Source organism: Streptomyces sp. NPDC020780, from assembly GCF_044334475.1.
Lineage (GTDB): Bacteria > Actinomycetota > Actinomycetes > Streptomycetales > Streptomycetaceae > Streptomyces.
Map to the genome: position 1 here is coordinate 166551 of NZ_JBIRTB010000001.1, position 26555 is coordinate 193105.

22 protein-coding genes are annotated in these 26555 nt (G+C 70.3%); 17 read left to right on the forward strand and 5 right to left on the reverse strand.

Annotated elements, in window-relative coordinates; all coding sequences use genetic code 11:
* Positions 1 to 195: 195 nt before the first annotated feature.
* The 11 genes from typA (at position 196) to ACH4VO_RS00815 (ending at position 14282) form a co-directional block, all read left to right on the forward strand.
* Positions 196 to 2070, forward strand: a complete 1875-nt coding sequence (gene typA, locus ACH4VO_RS00765) for a translational GTPase TypA (RefSeq protein WP_360992971.1) — start codon at positions 196 to 198, stop codon at positions 2068 to 2070.
* 438 nt (positions 2071 to 2508) lie between these two features.
* Positions 2509 to 4131 carry an ABC transporter substrate-binding protein gene (locus tag ACH4VO_RS00770; RefSeq protein ID WP_360992968.1) on the forward strand — a complete coding sequence of 541 codons (1623 nt, stop codon included), beginning with the start codon at positions 2509 to 2511 and terminating at the stop codon, positions 4129 to 4131.
* A 120-nt stretch (positions 4132 to 4251) separates the two neighbouring features.
* Complete coding sequence (locus tag ACH4VO_RS00775) at positions 4252 to 5181, forward strand: ABC transporter permease (protein ID WP_360992966.1); 930 nt, start codon at positions 4252 to 4254, stop codon at positions 5179 to 5181.
* Positions 5174 to 6118, forward strand: a complete 945-nt coding sequence (locus ACH4VO_RS00780; RefSeq protein ID WP_360992963.1) for an ABC transporter permease — start codon at positions 5174 to 5176, stop codon at positions 6116 to 6118. Before ACH4VO_RS00775 ends, ACH4VO_RS00780 begins: the two co-directional genes overlap by 8 nt.
* An 11-nt stretch (positions 6119 to 6129) precedes the next feature.
* Positions 6130 to 7188 carry an ABC transporter ATP-binding protein gene (locus tag ACH4VO_RS00785; protein WP_360992961.1) on the forward strand — a complete coding sequence of 353 codons (1059 nt, stop codon included), beginning with the start codon at positions 6130 to 6132 and terminating at the stop codon, positions 7186 to 7188.
* Positions 7181 to 8323, forward strand: coding sequence for a dipeptide ABC transporter ATP-binding protein (locus tag ACH4VO_RS00790; protein ID WP_360992958.1), 1143 nt, complete (start codon positions 7181 to 7183; stop codon positions 8321 to 8323). Before ACH4VO_RS00785 ends, ACH4VO_RS00790 begins: the two co-directional genes overlap by 8 nt.
* Before the next feature lie 152 nt (positions 8324 to 8475).
* Positions 8476 to 10101, forward strand: a complete 1626-nt coding sequence (locus tag ACH4VO_RS00795; protein ID WP_360997886.1) for an ABC transporter substrate-binding protein — start codon at positions 8476 to 8478, stop codon at positions 10099 to 10101.
* Between the two features lie 92 nt (positions 10102 to 10193).
* The gene (locus tag ACH4VO_RS00800) at positions 10194 to 11117 is read left to right on the forward strand and encodes an ABC transporter permease (protein WP_360997884.1); all 924 of its coding nucleotides are present in this window, start codon (positions 10194 to 10196) and stop codon (positions 11115 to 11117) included.
* Positions 11110 to 12102, forward strand: a complete 993-nt coding sequence (locus ACH4VO_RS00805; RefSeq protein ID WP_360997882.1) for an ABC transporter permease — start codon at positions 11110 to 11112, stop codon at positions 12100 to 12102. The genes ACH4VO_RS00800 and ACH4VO_RS00805 overlap by 8 nt, the downstream gene beginning before the upstream one ends.
* 13 nt (positions 12103 to 12115) lie before the next feature.
* Entirely contained in the window at positions 12116 to 13093 is a 978-nt protein-coding gene (locus ACH4VO_RS00810) for an ABC transporter ATP-binding protein (RefSeq protein WP_360997880.1), read from the forward strand.
* Positions 13083 to 14282: a dipeptide ABC transporter ATP-binding protein gene (locus tag ACH4VO_RS00815; protein ID WP_360997879.1), complete on the forward strand. Its 1200-nt coding sequence runs from the start codon at positions 13083 to 13085 to the stop codon at positions 14280 to 14282. Before ACH4VO_RS00810 ends, ACH4VO_RS00815 begins: the two co-directional genes overlap by 11 nt.
* Before the next feature lie 195 nt (positions 14283 to 14477).
* On the opposite strand, the gene ACH4VO_RS00820 is transcribed toward ACH4VO_RS00815, so the two are convergent.
* Positions 14478 to 16604 (reverse strand): prolyl oligopeptidase family serine peptidase, encoded by a 2127-nt coding sequence (locus tag ACH4VO_RS00820; RefSeq protein WP_360997877.1) that lies wholly within the window; start codon positions 16602 to 16604, stop codon positions 14478 to 14480.
* A gap of 166 nt (positions 16605 to 16770) precedes the next feature.
* Here ACH4VO_RS00820 and ACH4VO_RS00825 point away from each other — a divergent pair, with 166 nt between their 5' ends.
* The 4 genes from ACH4VO_RS00825 to ACH4VO_RS00840 all read left to right on the forward strand — a co-directional run bounded on the left by ACH4VO_RS00825 (position 16771) and on the right by ACH4VO_RS00840 (position 20661).
* Entirely contained in the window at positions 16771 to 16965 is a 195-nt protein-coding gene (locus ACH4VO_RS00825; protein WP_014154257.1) for a hypothetical protein, read from the forward strand.
* A gap of 87 nt (positions 16966 to 17052) precedes the next feature.
* Positions 17053 to 17964, forward strand: a complete 912-nt coding sequence (gene mshB, locus ACH4VO_RS00830; protein ID WP_360997875.1) for an N-acetyl-1-D-myo-inositol-2-amino-2-deoxy-alpha-D-glucopyranoside deacetylase — start codon at positions 17053 to 17055, stop codon at positions 17962 to 17964.
* Positions 17961 to 18407 carry a DUF6113 family protein gene (locus ACH4VO_RS00835; protein WP_360997874.1) on the forward strand — a complete coding sequence of 149 codons (447 nt, stop codon included), beginning with the start codon at positions 17961 to 17963 and terminating at the stop codon, positions 18405 to 18407. The genes mshB and ACH4VO_RS00835 overlap by 4 nt, the downstream gene beginning before the upstream one ends.
* Positions 18408 to 18837: 430 nt before the next feature.
* Positions 18838 to 20661: a hypothetical protein gene (locus ACH4VO_RS00840; protein ID WP_360997872.1), complete on the forward strand. Its 1824-nt coding sequence runs from the start codon at positions 18838 to 18840 to the stop codon at positions 20659 to 20661.
* A 432-nt stretch (positions 20662 to 21093) separates the two neighbouring features.
* Here ACH4VO_RS00840 and ACH4VO_RS00845 read toward each other — a convergent pair whose 3' ends face one another.
* Positions 21094 to 21948, reverse strand: a complete 855-nt coding sequence (locus ACH4VO_RS00845) for a transglutaminase-like domain-containing protein (protein WP_360997870.1) — start codon at positions 21946 to 21948, stop codon at positions 21094 to 21096.
* A gap of 28 nt (positions 21949 to 21976) precedes the next feature.
* Positions 21977 to 22990, reverse strand: a complete 1014-nt coding sequence (locus ACH4VO_RS00850; RefSeq protein ID WP_360997868.1) for a GNAT family N-acetyltransferase — start codon at positions 22988 to 22990, stop codon at positions 21977 to 21979.
* Positions 22991 to 23107: 117 nt separating this feature from the next.
* Between ACH4VO_RS00850 and fdxA the strand changes: the two genes are divergently transcribed.
* Positions 23108 to 23428 carry a ferredoxin gene (gene fdxA / locus ACH4VO_RS00855; RefSeq protein ID WP_018956287.1) on the forward strand — a complete coding sequence of 107 codons (321 nt, stop codon included), beginning with the start codon at positions 23108 to 23110 and terminating at the stop codon, positions 23426 to 23428.
* 170 nt (positions 23429 to 23598) lie between these two features.
* Entirely contained in the window at positions 23599 to 24702 is a 1104-nt protein-coding gene (locus ACH4VO_RS00860) for a bifunctional succinyldiaminopimelate transaminase/glutamate-prephenate aminotransferase (protein WP_360997866.1), read from the forward strand.
* Positions 24703 to 24929: 227 nt separating this feature from the next.
* Here ACH4VO_RS00860 and ACH4VO_RS00865 read toward each other — a convergent pair whose 3' ends face one another.
* Together ACH4VO_RS00865 and ACH4VO_RS00870 are read right to left on the reverse strand one after the other, a co-directional pair.
* On the reverse strand, positions 24930 to 25292 hold the full coding sequence (locus tag ACH4VO_RS00865; protein ID WP_360997864.1) for an ATP-binding protein: 363 nt from the start codon (positions 25290 to 25292) through the stop codon (positions 24930 to 24932).
* A 311-nt stretch (positions 25293 to 25603) separates the two neighbouring features.
* A complete protein-coding gene (locus ACH4VO_RS00870; protein WP_360997862.1) occupies positions 25604 to 26506 on the reverse strand; it encodes a hypothetical protein in 903 nt (300 codons plus the stop codon).
* Positions 26507 to 26555: the final 49 nt, after the last annotated feature.

Sequence of the window (26555 nt, forward strand, 5' to 3'; positions counted from 1 at the left end):
CGGACGATGGCTGGATACCAGCTGAATACCGGCTGAACAGTGACTGGAGAACGGTCCCGCGGATCGGGCCGGGAAGCTCCGGACGCGTCGGGCCCGTACCATTGGACTAGCCGTGGCGTGCCGCCCGGCGGGCGTACGAGGACTCGAGACCGACTGAGACGCCTGATCCCCGAGCGAGAGAAGCGCAAGCCACCCATGCCCACGCGTCACGACATCCGTAACGTAGCCATCGTCGCCCACGTCGACCACGGCAAGACCACCCTGGTCGACGCCATGCTCAAGCAGGCCGGCGCCTTCGCGGCGCACGCTGCCGAGAACCTCGACGAACGCATGATGGACTCGAACGACCTGGAGCGTGAGAAGGGCATCACGATCCTCGCCAAGAACACGGCGGTGAAGTATCACCCCAAGGACGGCGGGGACCCGATCACGATCAACATCATCGACACCCCCGGCCACGCCGACTTCGGCGGCGAGGTCGAGCGCGGTCTGTCGATGGTGGACGCGGTCGTCCTGCTGGTCGACGCCTCCGAGGGTCCGCTCCCGCAGACCCGTTTCGTGCTCCGCAAGGCGCTGACGGCCAAGCTGCCGGTCATCCTCTGCATCAACAAGACGGACCGGCCGGACTCGCGGATCTCCGAGGTCATCGACGAGACGTACGACCTCTTCCTGGACCTGGACGCCGACGAGGAGCAGATCGAGTTCCCGATCGTCTACGCCTGCGCCCGTGACGGCGTCGCGTCGCTGACCAAGCCCGAGGACGGCACCGTCCCGGCGGACAGCGACAGCCTGGAGCCGTTCTTCACGACGATCCTCTCCACCGTCCCGGCTCCCGAGTACGACGAAGAGGCCCCGCTGCAGGCCCACGTCACCAACCTCGACGCCGACAACTTCCTCGGCCGCATCGCGCTCTGCCGCGTCGAGCAGGGCGAGCTGCGCAAGGGCCAGACGGTCGCCTGGATCAAGCGTGACGGCACGATGTCCAACGTGCGCATCACCGAGCTCCTGATGACCGAGGCGCTCACCCGCAAGCCGGCCGAGAAGGCGGGCCCGGGCGACATCTGCGCGGTCGCCGGTTTCCCGGACATCATGATCGGCGAGACCCTCGCCGACCCCGAGAACCCGATCGCGCTCCCGCTGATCACGGTCGACGAGCCGGCCATCTCCATGACCATCGGTACGAACACCTCGCCGCTCGTCGGTAAGGGCGGCAAGGGCCACAAGGTCACCGCCCGTCAGGTGAAGGACCGTCTGGACCGTGAGCTGATCGGTAACGTCTCGCTCCGCGTCCTGGACACCGAGCGCCCCGACGCCTGGGAGGTCCAGGGCCGTGGTGAGCTCGCGCTGGCGATCCTGGTCGAGCAGATGCGCCGTGAGGGCTTCGAGCTGACGGTCGGCAAGCCGGAGGTCGTCACCAAGCAGATCGACGGCAAGACGCACGAGCCGATCGAGCGCATGACCATCGACTCCCCCGAGGAGCACCTCGGCGCCATCACGCAGCTGATGGCGACCCGCAAGGGCCGCATGGAGACGATGACGAACCACGGTTCGGGCTGGGTCCGTATGGAGTGGATCGTCCCCTCCCGCGGCCTGATCGGTTTCCGCACGGAGTTCCTGACGCAGACCCGCGGTACGGGCATCGCGCACTCCATCTTCGAGGGCCACGAGCCGTGGTTCGGTGAGCTGCGCACCCGTCACAACGGCTCGCTGGTCGCCGACCGCGCGGGCACGGTCACGCCGTTCGCGATGGTCAACCTCCAGGAGCGCGGTGTCATCTTCACCGAGGCGGGCACCGAGGTCTACGAGGGCATGATCATCGGCGAGAACTCGCGCGCCGACGACATGGACGTGAACATCACCAAGGAGAAGAAGCTCACCAACATGCGTGCGGCTTCGGCGGACACCACCGAGAACGTGGTGCCCGCTCGCAAGCTCTCCCTGGAGCAGTCGCTCGAGTTCTGCCGCGAGGACGAGTGCATCGAGGTGACCCCGGAGACCGTGCGCATCCGCAAGGTCGTCCTGGACCAGAAGCAGCGTGGCCGCACGGCCTCGCGCGCGAAGAACGGCTGAACCGGACGGTCGGCGTCCGCCGGCCGTCCGCCGGCGCAGAGCCGTTGTCATGAGGCCCGGGCCCCCGCAGAGACTGTGGGGGCCCGGGCCTTTCGTCAAACGGTTTTTCCGACCGAGGTGTCCGGTTATCGGGCGTCGCTCTCCGGAACATGTGTTAACGGTCCGTTTCGGGGGTGTCTGTCTGGGATCATTTTGTCCGGATTTCGGGCAACCATGGCTTGCTGATGTTGTCAAACCGAGACCCTTTAAGTGTGGTTTACAGCCCGGTGTTCCTTAATAGTTGGCTCCATTGAGCTCGGGTCAATGGGTCGACGCACTGTGGGGAGTGCGGACTCACGAGCACACTCGGGGCACTGGAAACGATCACCGTCAGGGGTGTCGGTGGATCTCTGCAGTGCCCCTCTTGTAGTCAAAAGTGGACTCATGAGGAGGAAACCCATGCGCGGTGCCAAGAGCGCCAAGTGGGTCGCGGGAGCGGCAATCATCGCCCTGGCCGCGACCGCCTGTGGCGGCGGCAACGACGACAGCGGCGACTCGGCTTCGAAGGAGAAGGGCAAGCCTGCGGGCTACGTCTCCGTCGACGTCGGCGAGCCGCAGAAGCCGCTGATCCCGGCTGACACCAACGAGTCGCTCGGCAGCTACGTCATCCAGGCCCTGTTCACCCAGCTCCTGGAATTCGACGCCAAGGGCAACATCGTCTACACGAACGCGGAGTCCGTGAAGTCGGACGACAACAAGACGTGGACGGTGAAGCTCAAGCCCGGCTGGAAGTTCCACGACGGCACCCCTGTCACCGCCGAGTCGTACATCAAGGCGTGGAACTGGTACGCCAACATCAAGAACAACCAGCAGAACGCCTTCTGGTTCGAGGACATCAAGGGCTACGCGGACGTCCACCCTGAGAAGGGTGACCCCAAGGGCACGGAGATGTCCGGTCTGAAGGCGGTGGACGACACCACCTTCACGATCGAGCTGGACAAGCCCGTGCCGTACTTCGAGTACAAGCTCGGCTACTACACCTTCGCCCCGCTGCCCGAGGTGTTCTACAAGGACACCAAGGCGTTCGGCCAGGCGCCGGTCGGCAACGGTCCCTACGTCTTCGAGAAGTGGGACCACAAGAAGCTCATCCAGGTCAAGGCCAACCCGGACTACCAGGGTCCGAACAAGGCCAAGAACAAGGGCATCCTGTTCAAGAACTACGCGACCGTCGAGGCCGCGTACCAGGACCTCCTGTCCGGCAACCTGGACATGATCCGCCAGATCGGCCCGAAGGACCTGCCGAAGTACAAGACGGACCTCGGCGACCGCACCGTCGACCAGGCGTACGCGGCCGTCCAGTCGCTCGTCCCCGTCTTCTACTCGAAGACCTTCAAGGGCATCGACCCGAAGGTCATCCAGGGTCTGTCGATGGGTATCGACCGCGACACGATCACCAAGACCGTGCTCAACGGCACCCGTCAGCCCGCCACCAGCTTCACGCCTCCGGGCGTCGCGGGTAACCAGGACCTGAACACCGACGTGTTCAAGTTCGACCCGGCGAAGGCCAAGCAGCTCATCAAGGAAGGCGGCGGCGTTCCGGAGAACAAGCTCTGGATCCAGTACAACGCCGACGGCGGCCACAAGGAGTGGGTGACCGCTGTCTGCGAGTCCATCCGCAACTCGACCGGGGTCGACTGCACCCCGGACGCCAAGCCGGACTTCCAGACGGACCTGGAAGCGCGTGACAACAACCAGGTCAAGTCGATGTACCGCGGTGGCTGGGTGGCCGACTACCCGCTGAACGTCAACTTCATGCGCGAGCTGTACGGCACCACGGCCGAGGCCAACAACGGCCGGTTCTCCGACAAGGAGGTCGACGCGGCCTTCAAGAAGGGCGACAACGCGGCCAGCCTGGACGAGTCGATCAAGGCTTACCAGGACGCGGAGAAGCTCGTCCTGCAGAAGATGCCGGCGATCCCGCTGTGGAACTACAAGATCAACGGTGGCTACTCGAAGGCCGTCGACAACGTCGGCATCGACTACCGCGGCGACTACGTCATGACCGACGTCACCGTCAAGTAACACACGCCTGAGGGCCCCCACTCGGCCATCAGCCGCCCACACCAGGCAGTAGGCCCCGGGGGCCGCTCTCCGCATCCGGAGAGCGGCCCCTGGGCTGCATTATCCCTATCGGAGGCAAACATGGGGCGTTATGTCGCGCGGCGACTGCTCCAGATGATCCCGGTCTTCCTCGGATCAACAATGCTGGTCTTCGCCATGATGTACGCGCTTCCCGGCGACCCCGTGCGCGCACTGGCAGGCGAACAGACCGTCGACCCGGCGCAGATCGCGGCAATGAAGCACAAGCTCGGTCTCGACCTGCCGCTGTGGCACCAGTACTGGAACTACCTCACGGGTCTGTTCCAATGGGATTTCGGTACCGAGATCGCCAGCGGACGTCCGGTGGCCGACACCATCGCGGACGCGTTCCCGATCACGATCCGGCTGGCTCTGTTTGCCTTCCTCTTCACGGTCATCGTCGGCATCTCCATGGGCGTCTTCGCGGGCCTGAAGGCCGACACCCTGCGCGACCGCGGGCTGCTCATCCTGACGCTCCTGCTCATCTCGGTGCCCTCGTTCGTGCTCGGCTTCCTCGGCCAGTACCTCTTCGCCTTCCAGCTCGGCTGGGTCGATCCCAACGTGAGCGCCGAAGCGAACTGGAGCGAACTGTTCCTGCCCGCCGTCGTCCTCGGGTCGCTGTCACTGGCCTACGTCGCGAGGCTGACCCGTACGTCGGTCGCGGAGAACCTGCGCGCCGACTACATGCGGACCGCAGTGGCCAAGGGGCTGCCGCGACGCCGCGTCGTCGGGGTCCACCTCATGCGCAACTCGATGATCCCCGTCGTCACCTTCCTCGGCACCGACCTCGGCGCGCTGCTCGGCGGCGCGGTCGTGACGGAGGGCATCTTCAACGTCCAGGGTGTCGGCCGGGCCGTGTTCGGCGCGCTGCAGCACCGGGAGGGCGCCACGGTCGTCGGCATCGTGACGCTGATCGTCATCGTCTATCTCGTCACCAGCCTGCTCGTCGACCTGCTCTACGCGGTCCTGGACCCGAGGATCCGTTATGCCTGAGACGCTCAAGGAAACCACCCCGGACCCGACCGTCGAGGCTGCGGCCGCGCCGGTCCCCGCGGCCGCGGCAGGCAAGCCCCGCAGCCTGTGGTCGGATGCCTGGCACGACCTGCGGCGCAGCCCGCTGTTCGTGGTGTCGGCGATCCTGATCGTCTTCCTGCTGGTGATGGCGGTCTTCCCCGGCCTGTTCACGGGCGCGGACCCGCGCTACGCGGACCTGGCCCACCACTACCTGCAGAAGCCCAAGTGGGGGAACTTCTTCCAGGAGGACTGGTTCGGCTACGACATCCAGGGCCGCTCGATCTACGCGCGTGTCGTCTACGGCGCCCGCGCCTCGATCATGGTCGCCGTGGTCGTCACCGCGCTCGTCACCGTCCTGGGCACCGTGGTCGGCATGCTGGCCGGGTACTTCGGCGGCTGGATCGACACGATCCTGTCCCGGGTCACCGACATCTTCTTCGGCGTCCCGTTCATCCTCGGCGCGATGGTCGTCCTGACCTCGTTCGAGGAGCGGCACATCTGGGTCGTCATCCTGGCCCTGGCCTTCCTCGGCTGGACCCAGATAGCCCGTGTCGCACGCGGCTCGGTGCTGACGATCAAGCAGGCCGACTACGTGATGGCGGCCAAGGCGCTCGGCGCCTCGACCACCCGCATCCTGCTCCGTCACATCCTGCCCAACGCGATCGCCCCGGTGATCGTCGTCGCGACCATCGCGCTCGGCGGCTACATCTCGGCCGAGGCCACGCTGTCCTTCCTGGGTATCGGCCTCGCCGAGCCCACCGTGTCCTGGGGTGTCGACATCTCCTCGGGCCAGGAGCAGCTGCGTAACGCCGCGTTCGTCCTGATCATCCCGTCGGTCATGGTGTCGATCACCGTCCTGGCGTTCATCATGCTCGGCGATGCGGTACGCAACGCCCTCGACCCCAAGCTGCGCTGAGGGAGGCGTACATGACCATCATCGACAAGACGGCGGATGTTCCTGCTCCGCGTGGTTCGAACGACGAGAGCGGCCCGCTGCTCGAAGTCCGCGACCTGCACGTGGAGTTCCACACCCGCGACGGCGTCGCCAAGGCCGTCAACGGAGTCAACTACCACGTCAGTGCCGGCGAGACCCTCGCCGTGCTCGGCGAGTCCGGCTCCGGCAAGTCCGTGACCGCGCAGGCGATCATGGGCATCCTGGACATGCCTCCGGGCCGCATCCCGAAGGGCGAGATCCTCTTCCGCGGCCAGGACATGCTCAAGATGAGCAACGAGGAGCGCCGGCAGATCCGCGGACAGAAGATCGCGATGATCTTCCAGGACGCGCTCTCCTCCCTCAACCCGGTGCTCTCGGTGGGCTACCAGCTCGGCGAGATGTTCCGTGTCCACAAGGGCATGTCCAAGAAGGACGCGAAGGCCAAGGCCATCGCGCTGATGGACCGGGTGCGCATCCCGGCGGCGAAGGAGCGGATCAACGACTATCCGCACCAGTTCTCCGGCGGTATGCGCCAGCGCATCATGATCGCGATGGCGCTGGCCCTGGAACCCGACCTGATCATCGCGGACGAGCCCACCACGGCGCTCGACGTCACGGTGCAGGCGCAGGTCATGGACCTGCTCGCGGAGCTCCAGCGCGACTTCAACATGGGTCTGATCCTCATCACCCACGACCTCGGTGTCGTGGCCGACGTCGCCGACAAGATCGCCGTGATGTACGCGGGCCGGATCGTCGAGACCGCCCCGGTCCACGAGATCTACAAGCGCCCCGCGCACCCGTACACCAAGGGTCTTCTCGAGTCGATCCCGCGCCTGGACCAGAAGGGCCAGGAGCTCTACGCGATCAAGGGGCTGCCGCCCAACCTGCTGCACGTCCCCTCGGGCTGTGCCTTCAACCCGCGCTGCACCATGGCGCAGGACATCTGCCGTACGGAGATCCCGGCACTGCTTCCGGTGACCGAGCAGGACGGCACCGAGCTGGTCGGCCGCGGCAGCGCGTGCCACTTCTGGAAGGAGACGATCCATGGCTGAGCTCAAGAAGGAGCCCGTGGACGCCACCCCGAACGTCACCGAAGTGGGGACGGTCAACGCGGCCACCGAGGCCGAGGCCGTGGCGGCCGTCGACGCCCCGGTGGCGCAGGGGGAGCCGATCCTGCAGGTGCGCAACCTGGTCAAGCACTTCCCGCTGACCCAGGGCATCCTGTTCAAGAAGCAGGTCGGCGCCGTCAAGGCGGTCGACGGGATCTCGTTCGACCTGTACGCGGGCGAGACGCTCGGTATCGTCGGTGAGTCCGGCTGCGGCAAGTCGACGGTCGCCAAGCTCCTGATGACGCTGGAGCGGGCCACCGCCGGTGAGGTCTTCTACAAGGGCCAGGACATCACCAAGCTGTCCGGCCGCGCGCTGAAGGCCGTGCGCCGCAACATCCAGATGGTGTTCCAGGACCCGTACACCTCGCTGAACCCGCGCATGACGGTCGGCGACATCATCGGGGAGACGTTCGAGATCCACCCCGAGGTGGCCCCGAAGGGCGAGCGGCGCCGCAGGGTCCAGGACCTGCTGGACGTCGTCGGGCTCAACCCCGAGTACATCAACCGCTACCCGCACCAGTTCTCCGGCGGTCAGCGCCAGCGCATCGGCATCGCCCGCGGCCTCGCGCTGAACCCGGAGATCATCATCTGCGACGAGCCGGTCTCCGCGCTCGACGTGTCGGTGCAGGCACAGGTCATCAACCTGATGGAGAAGCTCCAGGACGAGTTCAACCTGTCCTACCTCTTCATCGCGCACGACCTGTCGATCGTCCGGCACATCTCGGACCGGGTCGGCGTCATGTACCTCGGCAAGATGGCCGAGATCGGTACGGACACGCAGATCTACGACCACCCGACGCACCCCTACACCCAGGCGCTGCTGTCGGCGGTCCCGGTCCCGGACCCGGACGCCCGTGAGGGCCGTGACCGGATCATCCTCTCCGGTGACGTCCCCTCGCCGGCGAACCCGCCGTCGGGCTGCCGCTTCCGCACCCGGTGCTGGAAGGCCCAGGACAAGTGCGCCACCGAGGTGCCGCTGCTGGCGATCCCCGAGCGCTTCAGGGCCTCGGACACGCCCGCCGCTCACGAGTCGGCGTGCCACTTCGCCGAGGAGAAGGACGTGGTGCACGCGGCCTAGTCGCCGCGCCGCGCGGAGGCGCCCGGCCCCCCAAGGGGCCGGGCGCCTCCGCGCGTCCCGGCGCACGTACGGAGGACATGAACATGCGTCATACCTTGATATGGGGTGATATGGGGCACTGAGCTACTCACGGGAACCCGAGGAGGCACTCCATGCGCGGAGCCACACAGGTGAGGTGGGCCGCCTGCGCGGTCGCCGTAGCCCTGGCAGCGACGGCCTGCGGCGGTGGCAGCAGCAGCGGTGGCGGCGCCGACGGGATCGTGAGCTCCTCCTGGGGGGACCCGCAGAACCCGCTGGAGCCCGCCAACACCAACGAGGTGCAGGGCGGAAAGGTCCTCGACATGGTCTTCCGCGGCCTCGTGCGGTACGACCCCAAGACCGGTGAGGCCAAGAACGAGATCGCCCAGAAGATCGAGTCGACGGACTCCAAGAACTTCACGATCACGATCAAGGACAACTGGACCTTCAGCAACGGCGAGAAGGTCACCGCCCAGTCGTTCGTGGACGCCTGGAACTACGGCGCCGCACTGAAGAACAACCAGAAGAACGCCTACTTCTTCCAGTACATCGACGGCTACGACACGGTGCACCCCGAGTCGGGCTCGGCCTCCGTCGGCACCCTCTCCGGCCTCAAGGTCGTCAACGACACGACTTTCACGGTCAAGCTGTCGCAGAAGTTCTCGCTCTGGCCCGACACGCTCGGCTACGCGGCCTTCGTGCCCCTGCCCAAGACCTTCTACGAGAACCACGACGCCTGGCTGGCCAAGCCGGTCGGCAACGGGCCGTACACCATCGAGACCTACACCAAGGGCTCCTCGATGAACCTGCGCCGGTGGGACGGGTATCCCGGTACGGACAAGGCGCAGAACGGCGGCATCGACCTCAAGGTCTACACCGACAACAACACCGCCTACACCGACCTGACGGCGGGCAACCTCGACCTGGTGGACGACGTACCCGCCTCGCAGCTCAAGAACGTCCAGGCGGACCTGGGCAACCGCTACATCAACACCCCGGCCGGCATCATCCAGACGCTCGCCTTCCCGTTCTACGTCAAGGCGTGGAACACCCCGGACGCGGCCAAGGTGCGCCAGGGCCTGTCGATGGCCATCAACCGCGCGCAGATCACCGATCAGATCTTCCGCAAGACCCGCACCCCCGCCACCGACTGGACCTCCCCCGTCCTCGGCAAGGACGGCGGCTACAAGCCGGGCCTGTGCGGCTCCCCCTGCGAGTACGACAAGACCGCGGCGAAGAAGCTGATCGAGGAGGGCGGCGGCATCCCCGGCGGCCAGCTCAAGATCTCGTACAACGCCGACACCGGCTCCCACAAGGAGTGGGTGGACGCCGTCTGCAACAGCATCAACAACGTCATGGGGAACAACAAGGCCTGTGTCGGGGCGCCGGTCGGCACCTTCGCCGACTTCCGCAGCCAGGTCTCCACCCAGAAGCTGACGGGCGCCTGGCGCGCGGGCTGGCAGATGGACTACCCGCTGATCCAGAACTTCCTCCAGCCGCTGTACTACACGAACGCCTCGTCCAACGACGGCAAGTGGAGCAACGAGAAGTTCGACGGCCTGGTCGACAAGGCCAACGGAGAGAGCGACAAGGCGCAGGCCGTCACCACCTTCCAGGACGCCGAGAAGGTCCTCGCCGAGCAGATGCCCGTCATCCCGCTCTGGTACCAGAACGGCAGCGCGGGCTACTCGGACCGCGTCGAGAACGTCTCGCTCAACCCGTTCAGCGTGCCGGTGTACGACCAGATCAAGGTCAAGTGACGCACTGAGGCCGGACGGCCGGCGCGGCGACCGCCCGCCGGCAGCCCGGCTTCCGGCCCTTCGCCCGTCCGCCCCGACCTCCGGAGCCCCGCATGGGACGTTATGTGATCCGGCGGCTGCTGCAGATGATCCCGGTCTTCTTCGGCACCACGCTGCTGATCTTCCTCATGGTGAACGTGATGGGTGACCCCGTCGCGGGCCTCTGCGGCGACCGCCAGTGCGACCCGGCGACCGCCGCCCGGCTGCGCGCCGAGTTCGGCCTCGACAAGCCGGTCTGGCAGCAGTACCTGACGTACATGGGCAACGTCTTCACCGGGAACTTCGGCACCGCGTTCAACGGCCAGAAGGTCACGGAACTGATGGCCACCGCCTTCCCCATCACCATCCGGCTCACCCTCGTCGCGATCGTGTTCGAGATCGTCATCGGCATCAGCCTCGGTGTCGTCACCGGTCTGCACCGCGGCCGGCCCGTCGACACGGGTGTCCTCGTCCTCACCCTGGTCGTCATCTCCGTGCCGACGTTCGTCACCGGTCTGCTGCTCCAGCTCCTCCTGGGAGTGAACTGGGGTGTCATCTCACCGTCCGTCTCCTCGGAGGCGCCCCTCGACGAACTGATCGTCCCCGGTCTCGTCCTCGCCTCCGTCTCGCTGGCCTACGTCACCCGGCTGACCCGGACCTCGATCGCCGAGAACACCCGCGCCGACTACGTGCGCACCGCCGTCGCCAAGGGACTGCCCCGGAGGCGGGTCGTCGTGCGCCATCTGCTGCGCAACTCCCTCATCCCCGTCATCACCTTCATCGGTACGGACGTGGGAGCCCTGATGGGCGGGGCGATCGTCACCGAGCGGATCTTCAACATCCACGGAGTCGGCTACCAGCTCTACCAGGGGATTCTCCGTCAGAACACCCAGACGGTCGTCGGCTTCGTCACCGTACTGGTCCTCGTCTTCCTCGCCGCGAACCTGATCGTCGACCTCCTGTACGCCGTACTCGACCCGAGGATCCGCTATGCCTGAGCCGAAGCCGTGGGACGACGCGTCAGGGGGCGGAGCGATCTCGGGGGCCGGTGCGGGCGGGGCCATGGACCTCGCCATGGACGAGGGCGCCACGCTGGAGAAGACACCCGGCGGCCCCGGTGGCACCGGCCCTTCCGGCAGACCGCGCAGCCTGTGGTCCGACGCCTGGCGGGACCTGCGCCGGAACCCCGTCTTCATCATCTCCGGGCTGATCATCCTCTTCCTGGTGGTCATCTCGATCTGGCCGTCGCTGATCACCAGCCTCGACCCGCTCGACTGCGACCTGGCCAAGGCCCAGGAAGGCTCGCAGCCGGGCCACCCCTTCGGTTTCGACGGGCAGGGCTGTGACGTCTACACCCGCACCGTCTACGGGGCACGGACCTCGGTGACCGTGGGTGTCTGCGCCACGCTCGGCGTCTCCCTGCTCGGCGGGGTGCTGGGCGGCCTCGCGGGCTTCTACGGAGGTACCGGGGACGCCCTGCTCTCCCGCCTCACCGACGTCTTCTTCGGCATCCCCGTGGTGCTGGGCGGACTCGTCTTCCTCTCCGTGGTCACCAGTTCCACGGTCTGGCCCGTCATCGGCTTCATCGTGCTGCTGGGCTGGCCCCAGATCGCCCGTATCGCCCGCGGGTCCGTCATCACCGCCAAGCAGAACGACTACGTCCAGGCCGCCCGGGCGCTGGGCGCCTCCGACTCCCGCATGCTGCTGCGGCACATCACGCCCAACGCGATCGCCCCCGTCATCGTCGTCGCGACCATCGCCCTGGGCACCTACATCTCGCTGGAGGCAACCCTCTCCTACCTCGGCGTCGGCCTGAAACCACCGGCCGTCTCCTGGGGCATCGACATCTCCGCCGCCTCCCCGTACATCCGCAACGCGCCGCACATGCTGCTCTGGCCCGCCGCGGCGCTGGCGGTCACGGTGCTGGCCTTCATCATGCTCGGCGACGCGGTGCGCGACGCCCTCGACCCCAAGCTGCGCTGAGGAGCCCGCTGCCATGTTGCTCGAAGTGCGCGATCTGCACGTGGAGTTCCACACCCGCGACGGCGTGGCCAAGGCCGTCAACGGGGTCAACTACTCGGTGGCCGAGGGCGAGACGCTCGCCGTGCTGGGGGAGTCCGGCTCGGGCAAGTCGGTCACCGCCCAGGCGATCATGGGCATCCTCGACATGCCGCCGGGGAAGATCAGCGGGGGCGAGATCCTCTTCAAGGACCGCGACCTGCTGAAGCTCAGGCCCGATGAACGGCGCAAGGTGCGCGGCCGGGAGATGGCCATGATCTTCCAGGACGCCCTGTCCTCGCTCAACCCGGTGCTCAGCGTCGGAGACCAGCTCGGCGAGATGTTCGTCGTGCACCGCGGGATGTCCCGCAAGGACGCGAAGGCCAAGGCCGTCGAGCTGATGGACCGGGTACGCATCCCGGCCGCCAGGGAACGGGTCGGGAACTTCCCGCACCAGTTCTCCGGCGGCATGCGGCAGCGCATCATGATCGCCATGGCGATGGCGCTGGAACCCTCGCTGATCATCGCCGACGAGCCCACCACCGCCCTCGACGTGACCGTCCAGGCCCAGGTGATGGACCTCCTCGCGGAACTGCAGCGCGAGCTCAACATGGGGCTCATCCTCATCACCCACGACCTCGGCGTGGTGGCCGACGTCGCCGACAAGATCGCCGTGATGTACGCCGGCCGGATCGTCGAGACCTCCCCCGTCCACGCCCTCTACGAAGCACCCGCGCACCCGTACACCAAGGGCCTCCTCCGGTCGATCCCGCGACTGGACCAGAAGGGCCAGGAGCTCTACGCGATCAAGGGACTGCCGCCCAACCTGCTGCACATCCCCCCCGGGTGCGCCTTCCACCCCCGCTGCCCGCAGGCCCGGGAGGTCTGCCGTACGGATGTGCCGCCGCTGTACACCGTGAACGCGGAACGCCGGAGCGCCTGCCACTTCTGGAAGGAGACGCTCGATGAGCGCTGACCGCGCCGGGGGGCACAGGACGTCCGCAGGCTCCGTGCTCCTGTCCGAGGGGCGCGGGCCCGGCCCCACGCGGCCCCACGCCGGGGGCGACCCCATCCTGGAGGTGCGGGGCCTGGTCAAGCACTACCCGCTGACGCAGGGCGTCCTCTTCAAGAAGCAGATCGGCGCCGTCAAGGCCGTCGACGGCGTCGACTTCGACCTCGCGGCGGGCGAGACGCTCGGCATCGTGGGGGAGTCCGGCTGCGGCAAGTCGACCGTCGCGAAGATGCTCGTGCACCTGGAGCCGCCGACCGCGGGCGCGATCCGCTACAAGGGCGAGGACGTCACCAAGCTGTCCGGCCGCGCGCTGAAGGCCGTGCGCCGCAACATCCAGATGGTGTTCCAGGACCCGTACACCTCGCTGAACCCGCGCATGACGGTCGGCGACATCATCGGGGAGCCGTACGAGATCCATCCCGAGGTCGCGCCCCGGGGGAGCCGGCGGCAGAAGGTGCAGGACCTGCTCGACGTCGTGGGGCTCAACCCGGAGTACATCAACCGGTATCCGCACCAGTTCTCCGGCGGTCAGCGCCAGCGCATCGGCATCGCCCGCGGCCTGGCGCTCAACCCGGAGATCATCGTCGCGGACGAGCCGGTCTCCGCACTGGACGTGTCGGTGCAGGCGCAGGTGGTCAACCTGCTCGACCGGTTGCAGGCGGAATTCCGCCTGAGCTTCCTGTTCATCGCGCACGACCTGTCGATCGTCCGGCACATCTCCGACCGCGTGGGGGTCATGTACCTCGGCCGGATCGTCGAGATCGGTACGGACGAGGAGATCTACGACCACCCCACGCACCCGTACACCCAGGCGCTGCTCTCCGCGGTCCCGGTGCCCGACCCGTCGGCCCGTGCGTACCGCGAGCGGATCATCCTGCACGGGGACGTGCCCTCGCCGGCCGCCATCCCCTCGGGCTGCCGCTTCCGCACACGCTGCTGGAAGGCCCAGGAGCGCTGCGAGCTGGAGGTGCCGCTGCTGGCCGTGCCGGCGGTCCTGCGGGACGTGCGCACGCCCGCCAGGCACGACTCCGCCTGTCACTTCGCCGAGGACAAGCGGGTCGTCCCCCCGGGCGGGCTGCTGGAGACGCCGGAGCCCGAGGACGCCCCACCGCCTCCGCCCCGGGGCGACGGCGAGGAGGGGACGACACCCTGACGCGGGGCCGGACGTTTCGTTAACGACGCGGCAACTCGGCTGTTCCCGCACCGATATACGAACGCCTCACCATGATGAGCGTACGGCCGTGCGGGTGCCGTGAACCGGCCGGGGCGTTCATCACGTCGCCCCGGCCGGTTACCCCCGTCCCGCCTCGCCCCCAGGTCCCCTGGTCCACCAGCCGGCCGCGGGGTCTCAGGGGCGGGGCAGCCCCAACGACCGCCTGAGGAAGTCCACCTGGAGCAGCAGCAGGTTCTCCGCGACCTGCTCCTGCGGGGTCATGTGCGTCACTCCGCTCAGCGGCAGCACCTCGTGCGGCCGGCCCGCCGAGAGCAGGGCGGACGACAGCCGCAGGGCGTGGGCGACCACCACGTTGTCGTCGGCCAGGCCGTGCACGATCATCATCGGCCGCGCCTCGGCGGCCGGCCGGGAGAGCCCCTCGTCCGTCACCAGGGAGCTGGCCGCGTACACCTCGGGCCGCTCGGCCGGGTCGCCGAGGTAGCGCTCGGTGTAGTGGGTGTCGTACAGCCTCCAGTCGGTCACCGGGGCGCCCACCACGGCCGCGTGGAAGACATCCGGGCGCCGCAGTACCGCGAGTGCCGAGAGGTAGCCGCCGAACGACCAGCCGCGCACCGCCACCTTCGACAGGTCCAACGGGAAGGGGCCGGCCAGGGCGTGCAGGGCCTCGACCTGATCGTCGAGGGTGAGCGTGAAGTCGTCCCTGACCGCCTTCTCCCAGCCGGGCGACCGGCCGGGCGCGCCGCGGCCGTCCGCGACGACGACGGCGAACCCCTGGTCCGCGAACCACTGGGACGTGAGGTGCGGGTTGTGGGCGGCGACGACCCGGCGGCCGTGCGGACCGCCGTACGGATCCATCAGGACAGGAAGCGGACCGTCTGATTCCATATAGTCGGTGGGGAGCAGCACGGCGCACGGAATTCGCCGTGCGCCCCCCTCCGTCAGCCGCACCCGGGCCCTCAGGACCGGTTCCTGGGCGAGGTCGGCGACGGTGGCGATCCCCTTGCCCTCCCGCAGGACCCGCACGGCCGTCCCCGGGGTGTCCGGGGTGGCCGAGAGCAGCACCGTCACCCCGCCCGCGCGGACCGCCGAGTGCACCCCGGGGCCTTCGCTGACGCGCTCGACGCCGAGTTCGTTGACCCGGTACACGTGGATCTGGCCGGTCTCCGGGTCCGCGGCCCGCTCGCCCGCGGTGGCCGACACCAGGACGTCCGACGCCCCGATGTCCAGCACTGCCTGGACGTGCAACTGCCCGCCGGTCAGCGGCCGGTCACCGACCGAGAGGACCCGTGCGCCCCCCTCGTCCGCGATCCGCACGAGCCGCCCGTCGGGCGCCCACGCAGGCACCCCGGCGAAAAGATCCAGCCAGACCGGGTCCTCGTCCACATGGACCGTGCGGGTCGTGCCGCTCTCCGTGTCGACGGCCAGATACCGCTGACTGCGCTGGTCACGGGCCTGCACCAGAAGCAGCGGAGCGCCGTACGAGGACCAGTGCACCCGGGCCAGGTACGGGAAGCGGGCACGGTCCCAGACGACCTCCGTCCGGCCCCCCTCCAGGTCCATGAGGAACAGACGCACCTCCGCGTTGGCCGTCCCCGCGGCCGGGTAGCCGATCTCGGCGGGCTCGCTGCCGGGGTGCGCGGGATCGGCGATCCACCACCGCTGTACGGCGCTGTCGTCGACCCGCGCGACCAGCAGGCGGTCCGACTCCGGCGACCACCAGAAGCCGCGGTAGCGGCTCATCTCCTCCGCCGCGACGAACTCGGCGAGCCCGTACGACGTGTGCCCGTCCTCCGGTTCGGCGACCGCGCGGTCGCCGGCGCCCTCCGCGCCCACGACCCGCAGCGCGCCCCGCGAGACGTAGGCGACGTGCCGGCCGTCGGGCGAGGGGTGCGGGTCGAGCACCGGGCCCGGCACCGGGAGGGCGCGGGCCGTGCCCGCTCTCAGTTCGGCGACGTACGCCTTCCCGGACAGGGCGAACGCGGCCAACTCGACCGCTTGGTCCACCGCGTAGGCGACGATGCCCGCAGAACCCTCCCGGAGCCGCTCGCGGCGGGCCCGCTCCTGCGGTGACAGCGTCTCCGTCGAACCGCCCAGCAGGGCGTCCGGGTCGGCGGCGACGCGCTCCTTGCCGGTCCCCGTGTCCAGCACGTGGAGCCGGTTCGTCCGGTCGGTCCCGGAGGCCGACCGGAGGAAGACCACCCGCGTCCCATCCGGTGAGACGGTGAAGGCGCGGGGTGCGCCGAGAGTGAACCGCTGGGTCCGGGCGTGCTGGCGGGGAAACGACAGATTCTTCGAGGTCATGGCTGTGAACCTAGCCCGCGCCCGCCCCTCCGTGCGCCCCTCGTGCTGCTGTGCCCCGATCAATGCGTCGGCACGGATAGTTATGATCCGTAGCGCTCGGTGGGTAAGAACCTGCTGGCTCCATGTGTGCTGCCTGTCCCGACCGTACTGATGGAGGTGAACCGCCGTGGCACTCTCGATTTCGGCGGTGGTGCTGCTGGCGATCGTCGTCTTCCTGCTGATCCGGAAATCCGGACTGAAGGGCGGACACGCGGTGGTCTGCATGTTGCTCGGGTTCTATCTCGCGAGCTCGTCGATCGCCCCGACCATCTCGGAGGTGACGTCCAACGTGGCAGGCATGATCGGCGGCATCAAGTTCTGAGGCGGAGCCCCGCGCCCGGGGCTCCGCACGCCGCCGGACCCCGCGGGGCGGTCGGAGGCAGGGGCGGGCGGCTCGTAGGGTGGTCCCATGAAGGACCTCCCCGCCCGCCGTCTGCTCCTGGTGCACGCCCACCCCGACGACGAGTCGATCAACAACGGCGCCACCATGGCCGCATACGCGGCCGAGGGCGCTCACGTCACCCTGGTGACGTGCACACTCGGCGAGGAGGGCGAGGTCATCCCACCCGGCCTGGCCCACCTCGCAGCCGACCGGGACGGCACCCTGGGCGCCCACCGCATCGGTGAACTCGCCGCCGCCATGCGGGAGCTCGGGGTCACCGACCACCGCTTCCTGGGCGGCCCCGGACGGTACCGCGACTCCGGAATGATGGGCACCGAGCAGAACCACCGGCCCGGTGCCTTCTGGGACGCGGACCTGGACGAGGCGGCCGGCCATCTCGTCGAGGTCATCCGGTCCGTGCGCCCGCAGGTCCTGATCACGTACGACCCCGAGGGCGGTTACGGCCACCCCGACCACATCCAGGCCCACCGCGTGGCGATGCGCGCGGTGGATCTGGCCGCCGACCCCGGGCACGGTGCCGGCGCCCCGCACACCGTCGCCAAGGTCTACTGGAACCGGGTGCCCCGTTCCGCGGCCGAGGAGGGCTTCGCCCGGCTGCGGGAGACCGCCCCCGGCGCCTTCCCCGGGATCGCCGCGATCGACGACGTCCCAGGGGTGGTGGACGACGCGGAGATCACCGCCGAGATCGACGGTTCCCGGTACGCCGCGGCGAAGACCGCGGCCATGCGGGCGCATGCCACACAGATCGCCGTGGACGGCCCGTTCTTCGCTCTTTCGAACGACCTGGGCCAGCCCGTCTTCACCACCGAGTACTACCAGTTGGTGCGTGGCCGTGCCGGTGCGGAGGGCGGTGCCCGGGAGCACGACCTCTTCGCGGGCGTGCCGGACACCGAGGCCGCGCCGGGAGCAGGGGTATGAGCAGCAAGCAGAGGCCGCGTGCCTCGTCGCCGTCCTCGCCCGCCGGTGCCCCGCCCACCGGCCTCGCCGCGCCCCTCGATCCGGCGCGGATTCCCCTGTATCTGGGCCTCGCCGTGCTGGGCGCGGCCGTCGGGCTCGCCGGGGCCCTCGTCCAGGCCGCTCTGTTCCCGGGCGGTCTGCTGCTCGCCCTCGCCGCCTCCGCCGGACTCTTCTACGGAGGCCGGGTGCTCACCCGCACCCAGCTCGGCGCGCTGGCACCGGCGGTGGGCTGGTTCCTCACCCTGCTCGTGCTGCTCGGCGGGCGGCCGGAGGGCGACTACGTCTTCGGCGACGAACTCGGCCTGACGCTCTTCATGCTCGGCGGGACGGCCCTCGCTGTGATGTGTGCCACCCTGTCGAGGCTGCCGTATTCGGCCACCGGCACCGGTCGACCTGGTGCGTGATGTGCTATGTCCGCTCCCGGATTGACCCCGTGGGCGGGCATGGGTGCATCCTTGTTCAGCCCGGGCGCGGAGAGTCTTACGGCGGCGGCCAGTATGGTGGTGCGCGCGCCGAGCCGTCCCCTGGCCTGCGGCATGGGGGAAGTACGGGCGGCGGAGCCAATCGGGAGAACCTGCTTTGAGTCGTGAAACTGACAGTTCGTCGTCCGGGCCCCAGGGGCGCGGAGGAGCCGCGTACCCGTCAGGTACGCCGCCGTACGGATCACGCCAGTATCCGTCGTCGCACCCGTCCCAGGACGGGCCGGAGGGGACTCCGGAGCCTGCGGATCCGGCTCAGCCCGAGGAGCCCAGAACAGAGACGACGCTGACGACGCGCATCCGGATCAACATCCCGGGTTCCCGGCCGATCCCGCCTGTCGTCATGCGTACGCCGATGAGCGACACCGGCCCGGCCGGCGGACCTCCGGACGCCGAGCGCACCGGCAGCACCCCGAGGCCCGCCGCGGCCGCGGGGCCGTTTGACGGGCCGTCCGGTTCCGGTGAGCGCGGCGGTACCGGCCCGGACGCGCGGGACGGTGGCGCGCGGGACCGTGGACCCGGCGAGGCGGCGGCCGAGAAGCCCGCGAGGGAGAAGAGCGGCAGCGACTGGTTCGCCCCGCGCAAGGCCCCCGCCGCCGGGCCCTCCGCGGCCCCGGCCGGCGGGCCCGCCCCCGGCGGCCCGGCCGCACCGGGCAGTGGTTCCGGCCCCGTGCCGCCCCACTCCGACCTGCCGTACGGCCCGGACGCCCGGACCGGTGACCGGGGAACCGGCACACCGGGCGGGAGCGCCCTCGACGCCTTCGGCGCGGACGGCCCCGGCGGCCCCCGGCCCCCCGCCCAGGGCCCGGGCGCACGCACTCCTGGCCCGGCGGGGCCCACCACCGGTCCGGTGACCGGCAGTTCGTCGCTGACGCCGAACCTCGACGGCATCCCCGGCCTGGGCGGCCCCGCCGGCCCCCGGCCCGGCGGTCCGTCCGGCCCCGGTGGCGTACCGCCGCGGATGTCCGACGACACGGCGATCCTCACGCCGCAGCCCGCCGCCCCCGCGCCCGGCCCCGCCGGTCACGTCTCCGGTGACACGCTCACCAGCGGCATCCCCGTCGTCCCCCCGGAGTCCCGCTCGCCCTTCCCGGGCGGCCCCGGTTCCCCGGGCGGCCCGCGCGCCCCCCTGGGGGGCCGGCCGTCCGACCCGATGGGCAGTGGGCCCGCGGGCCCGGAGACACCGGCGCCCGCACCCCGGCCCACGCCGAACGCGGCGCCCGCCCCGGCCAAGGGCCGTTCCAAGCTCGTCCTCCTGGGGGCAGCCGTCTTCGTCCTCCTCGGAGTCGCCTACGGCGCCGGACTGCTGCTGAACCACTCCGAGGTACCCAAGGGCACCACCGTCCTCGGCGTCGACATCGGCGGCGGCACGAAGGAGCAGGCGGTAGCCAAGCTCGACGGCGCCCTCGGTGAGCGGGCCCGCAAGCCCCTGCGGCTGTCCGTGGACGGCAAGGAGGAGAAGCTCGCCCCGGACAAGGCCGGTCTGACCCTGGACAGTCAGGAGACCGTCCGCGGTGCCGCGGGCAGCGACTACAACCCGGTGTCGGTGATCGGTTCCCTCTTCGGCGGGGCGCGCCCCGCCGATCCGGTGATCCCGGTCGACGAGGAGAAGCTCGGCGTCGCCCTGACCGACCTCGCGGGCGCCTCCGGCTCCGCGAACGACGGGACGATCAGGTTCGAGCCGAACAAGGCCGTGGCCGTTCCCGGGAAATCGGGCAAGGCGCTCGACGTCAACCGGTCGATGATCTCCGTACGCGACGCGTATCGCGCGCAGGTCGAGACCGGCGAGCCCTCTGTCGTGGAACTGCCGGTCGCCACCACCGAACCCACCGTCAGTCAGGCGGAGATCGACCGGGCGATGAAGGAGTTCGCCGAGCCGGCGATGTCCGGGCTGATCACCATCAAGGCCGGGAGCAAGCAGATCGACTTCGGCCCCGCCAGGTCGCTGCCGCAGATCCTGTCCATGAAGCCGGTCGACGGCCGGCTCGTCGAGGTCTACGACAAGAAGGCGATCGACACCCTGCTGGACGGCGTGTTCGACGGCATCATGATCACCAAGGGCGACGGTAAGAAGCACGAAGTCAGCGCCGACGACGTGGCCCATGCCATGCAGAGCGCGCTGATCGGCAAGACCCCTGCCGAACGGACCGTCACGATCAACCTCGACGGCGAGGGCTGACCGGCCGCCCCCACCCGCGCACGACCGCCCCCGCTCGCATCCCGGACGGGGGCGGCGTCATCCGCTCCGCATGACGTCCGTCCTGCCCGCCTCGCGACCGGCGGCACCGCCGCCGCGGCGTGTGAGCCGGGTCGACGTGGCCCCCTCGACATCGAGATGCCGGGGCCGGCTGTGGAGGGCTCCGATCCGACGGAGTCCGACGGCCGCGGGAGCGGCGCTGACCGGGGAGGACGGGGTGCGGCGCAGGGGATACCAGGGCGTGCTCCGAAAGGCCCGCCCACCCGGGCGGCGTCCTGCGCGCACACGCGCCGCGTGGTCGGGAGCGCCCCCGGCACATCCGGTATCGGGGCGGCCCTCCGCCGTGCGATGACACACACCGGACGCCTGCGGTCCTGCCCTGCGGGCGGGCGGCGGTCCTTCAGGGACATCGCCCTAGTTCAGCATCGCGCGGGCGGCCCGGGCGCGGTGGCGGATGGCCTGGGCCGCCGTCGGTTCGATGCCGTCGACGACCTCCGCGTACTCCTCCATCTCGGCGGCCCCGCGCAGGAACTCCCCGCGCTGCACCAGCAGGTGAGCCCGCTCCAGGCGGAGCCGGGCCGGGTGGGAGGGCAGCAGCAGCGAGAGCTCGAGCGCCCACAGCGCCACGTCCGTGCGCTCGGGGCGGGCGGCGGCCCAGGCCCGGATGTTGTTCAGGATCCGCAGCACCGTCTCCAGCGGCCCGGCGGGCACCAGCATCGACGCCTCCAGCGGCCGGCCGGTCGTCCCGGCCACCAGCAGCTCCGCGTCCTCGCTGCTCAGCGGTACACCGCCGGCGAACGGGTCGGCCAGCACCCGCTCCCCGGGGTCGCCGAAACCCACCACGAAGTGGCCGGGCAGCGCCACCCCGTACACGGGGGCGCCCGCCCTCCGCGCCACCTCGGTCCACACCACCGCCAGCAGGATGGGAAGCCCCCTGCGCCTCCGCAGGACCTGCTGGAGCAGCGACGACTCCAGCCGCTGGTAGTCGCCCGGCGTGCCGGCGAACCCGCAGCGCGCGCCGAGCAGTTCCGCGAGCGCCGCCGCCCACCCCCGGGCCCCGCGCACGCCGTAGGGAAGGAGACCGGCCAGCCGGTCCAGTTCGATCTGCGCCGCGTCGATGCCGTACGGGTCGGTGGCGGAGCCCGGCTCGGTCTCTCCCGCCTCGGCTCCCAGCAGCAGGCAGAGGAGCGCGAGATCCGGCCGTTCCGCGCGCGCCTCCTCGGCGAACCGCCGCCGGAGTCCGGCCGTTTCGGGATGCTGCGTGCTCATGTCTGGCGTTCCCCTGCCGGTGTCCGCGCTACGCGGCGCGGAAGTGGTGGTAGCGATGGTGGGTGGCGAAGCCCATGCCGTCGTAGAGGGCGCGTGCCCCTTCATTGTCCGTCTCCACCTGGAGCCAGGCCGCGGACGCGCCTTCCTCCAGCGCCGTGCGGGCCAGGGCGGTCATCACGGCCGTCGCGAGACCGCGGCGCCGGTGTTCCGGCCCCACCTCGACGGCCATGAAGCCCGCCCAGCGGCCGTCCACCACGCACCGGCCGATCGCGGCGGGCACGCCCGCCGGGTCCTCACCGGGGACGGTGGCGAACCACACGGAGGGGCCGCTCTCCAGCACCTTCAGCACGTGGGCCGCCGGGGCCTGGCCGGTGGTGCCGAAGCGCTGGTACCGGGAGAGCCACGCGGTGTCCGTTCCGCGGGCCGTCCGCACCGCGGACACGTCCGCGTCCCGGTCGCCGAGCGGCGCCAGTGCGGCGACCCGCACCTCGGCCGACACCTCGCGCCGCCACCCGGACGCCTCCAGGTCCGCGCAGAGCTGTTCCTGGGTGTCCTCGCCTCCGGTGGCGGTCTGGACGTAGGCCGGCAGGTTCCGCGCCCCGTACCACCGCTCCACCCGCCGCAGCGCCTCGTCCAGCGGCATCCCCGGACCGCCGAGCGGGAGCACGGAGTTCGCCCGGCGGGTGAATCCGGCGGCGGCGCGCAGCCGCCACTCGCCCAGCGCTTCGCTCTCCACGGGCTGCCAGGCACGTGCGGTGACCCGGGCCAGTTCACCGAAGGAGGCGGAGGGGCCGCGCCGCCGCGCCGGGGCGGCCGGGACGACCTTGCCCGCCACCAGCGCCGCCTCCGGAATGCGGACGCTCTCACCGTTCTTCGGCGTGACGGACAGGACGCCGTTGTCCCAGGATGTGAGAACCCCGACCGTGTCGGCGAACCTCGCACCCGCCTCGGGGGCATCGGCGACGCGCCGTACGGACACGCGTTTGCCCACGTCAGCGGGTGTTATGCGAACCTCGAGTCGTCCGCTGATGGTGAATTCCACAGGTCTGTTCGCCCCTCCTGTTCGGATCGTGCTCCGGAACGGAGATACTAGGGGCGGGCATCGACGACGCCGCGCTCCCGCGCGAGAGCCAACGCCCTACCGAGGAGGAACGACAGCGTGACCTACGTCATCGCGCAGCCTTGTGTCGACGTGAAGGACAAGGCCTGCATCGAAGAGTGCCCCGTCGACTGCATCTACGAGGGCCAGCGGTCCTTGTACATCCACCCGGACGAGTGCGTCGACTGCGGAGCCTGTGAGCCGGTCTGTCCGGTGGAGGCCATCTTCTACGAGGACGACACCCCGGAGGAGTGGAAGGACTACTACAAGGCGAACGTCGAGTTCTTCGACGACCTCGGCTCGCCGGGTGGCGCGTCCAAGCTGGGCCTCATCGAGCGCGACCACGCCTTCATCGCCGCGCTGCCGCCGCAGAACCAGTAACAGCGGCACCACGAGCGCCGCCCGGTCCCGTACGGCTCGTCCCCGTGCGGGACCGAGGTGTTTCCCGGCCCCCGTGCCCCGTACCCCTTGAACGGCCGTACGGCACAGTCCGTACGGGCAGTGTCCGTACGGGGAGTGTCCGTACGGGAAAGACGAGAAAGCAGAGTTCCGTGTCCGCAGAAGCCCCCGTCTCCTCCCGCCTTCCCGTCTTCCCGTGGGACAGGCTCGCGCCGTACAAGTCGACGGCCGCCGCCCACCCGGACGGCATCGTGGACCTGTCCGTCGGTACGCCCGTGGACCCGGTGCCCGAGCTGATCCAGCGGGCGCTGATCGACGCCGCCGACAGCCCCGGCTATCCGACGGTGTGGGGGACGGCCGCCCTGCGGGACGCGCTGACGGGCTGGGTGGAACGCCGGCTCGGCGCGGCCGGCGTGACGCACGAGAACGTCCTGCCGGTCGTCGGCTCCAAGGAACTGGTGGCCTGGCTGCCGACCCAGCTCGGCCTCGGCGCGGGCGACAGAGTGGCCTACCCCCGGCTCGCCTACCCCACGTACGAGGTCGGCGCCCGGCTCTGCGGGGCCGAACCCGTCGTCTACGACGACCCGACGGAGCTGGACCCGGCCGGGCTCAAGCTGCTCTGGCTCAACTCCCCGTCCAACCCGACGGGCCGCGTCCTCGCGAAGGACGAGCTGACGAGGATCGTCGCGTGGGCGCGTGAGCACGGTGTGCTGGTGTTCAGCGACGAGTGCTACCTGGAGCTCGGCTGGGAGGCCGATCCCGTCTCGGTGCTGCACCAGGACGTGTGCGGCGGCAGCTACGACGGCATCGTGGCCGTCCACTCGCTCTCCAAGCGGTCCAACCTGGCCGGCTACCGAGCGGCCTTCGTCGCGGGCGACGCGGCCGTGCTGGGCGAACTGCTCCAGATCCGCAAGCACGGCGGAATGATGACCGCGGCGCCGGTCCAGGCGGCCACCGTCGCGGCGCTGGGCGACGACACGCACGTGGCCGAGCAGCGTGCGCGGTACGCGCGGCGCCGTACGGCCCTGCGGGCGGCCCTGGAGGCCCACGGCTTCCGGATCGAGCACAGCGAGGCGAGCCTCTACCTGTGGGCCACGCGCGACGAGCCGTGCTGGGAGACCGTGGCCCATCTCGCCGGACTGGGGATCCTGGTGGCGCCGGGCGATTTCTACGGCCCGGCCGGCGGGCGCTTCGTCCGGGTCGCGCTGACGGCGACGGACGAGCGGGTGGACGCGGCGGTCGGGCGGCTGTCCTGAGGCCGCGCCCGGCCGGCCGAGGCGCGGCCTGCGCGGCGGCCGCGCCGGCCCTGAGACGGAGCGGACCGTCTCCAGGGGGGCCCGTCGCGGTCCACCGCGTCGGTGATCCCCGGTGGCCGGCCGGGTACGCGTACGAGGGGCCGCTCGGCAGCCGCTCCGCCGAGAGGGCCCGGGGAGTGCGCACTCCCCGGGCCCTCTCATGCCGCCGTGACGCGCACGCCGGTGGTTCAGCCGATCGGCAGGCCGCCCGTCGGCAGGCCCTTGGTGGGCAGGCCGTCGGTGGACAGGGTGTCGCTCGCCAGCTCGCCGTCCGCCACGGTGCCGGCCTTCTGGACGGCCTTGCCGGCGACCGGGAGGGTCGTGCCGACGACCTTGCCGCCGGTCTCGTTCGCCACGCCGGCGCCCTGCTTCGAGGCGGAGTCCAGGGTGCTGCTGACGCCGGCACCGTCGAGCGAGGTCAGGCCGCCGAGGGCGGGGGTCTGCGGGAGCCCCGCGGCACCCGCGGCGCCGGCCGCACCGACCACGGGGGCCGCGCCTGCGGCGATCAGCAGCGCGGTACGGGCGATCCTGCGGGACAGGGGGAGGGACATGATGCTCCTTCGACGGGACTTCTGCGGATGCTCGGCAGACGGGGGATCTGCCTGTCCGGTGATCGGACGCACTGAACAACCGGTCCGGGGGCGGGAGAGGTTGCGGGACGCCGGGGTAAAGACTCGGCAATGCGTCAGATAATCCGCACGACGAGGACCCGGACCGACGAGGTCCGGGCGGGCGTCCTGGCGAAACGTCACTTCCCTTGCGGTGCGGGGAGATGCGGGGAAATTCGCCGGGTTCGCCGCGGGGTGGTGCGGAGGGGTGAGGGGGAGGGGTGAGGGCTGACTCGTACGGAGGACGGCCCGTACTACTGAGCGAGCCGCATGCGGACCGCTGTGGTGCCCGATTCCTTGCGTTCCGTCCGCCATCCCGTGTCCGGGGTCCACACCTGGCCGGCGTAGGAGACTGTCTCGATCCGCAGGGTGCCCGCCCGGGCCACCGCCCAGTGCGCGAGCTCCCAGCCGCGCCGCGAGGCCTCCCCGCGGGCCTGCGCGGTCGCCGGCACGGGTACCGAGACCGGGCCGGCGGACGCGGCGCCCGCCGTCCCGGCGGCCGGCAGCACGTCCTTGCCGAAGGAGCGCACCAGATCCGCCCGCACCTCGGCCGCGTCCCCGGGGCCGGTGGCCGTCGCCGTCGTGGTCGAGCAGGTCAGGGAGGCCGGGGCGCGGCCCGTCAGCGCGGCGGACAGCAGCGCGGCATCCGGCTCGTGCTTGGCGTACGCCTGCGGGAATCCGCTCTTCTGCACCCGCTGCGCCGCGACGGTGAGCGGCAGCCGCGAATAGCCCGGCACCTCGGCCAGGTGCTCGTAGAACTCGCCGGACGCGTACACCGGGTCGAGGATCTCCGCAGGCGTGCCCCAGCCCTGCGACGGACGCTGCTGGAAGAGCCCGAGGGAGTCCCGGTCGCCGTGGTCGAGGTTGCGCAGCCCGGACTCCTGCAGCGCGGTCGCCAGCGCGATGGTCACCGCACGCCCGGGCATCCCGCGCGTGGTGCCCACCGCGGAGATCGTCGCCGCGTTGGCGGCCTGCTCGGGGCTCATCTCGTACGAGCGGCCCCCGCCCCCGTCGGCGGAGCGAACGATGCACCGCGGCGCGCCCTTGTGGGAGACGTACTGGAGGGCCACGTAGCCGGCCAAGGCCACGAGCACGGCGAAGGCGGCCGCGGTACGCAGGAGGCGGCTGCGGCGGGTGGAGGAGGCGGTCCTGGGCACGGGGCCACCGTACTGGAGGGTAGGGCCGGGACGGGGACCCCAGTCGCCT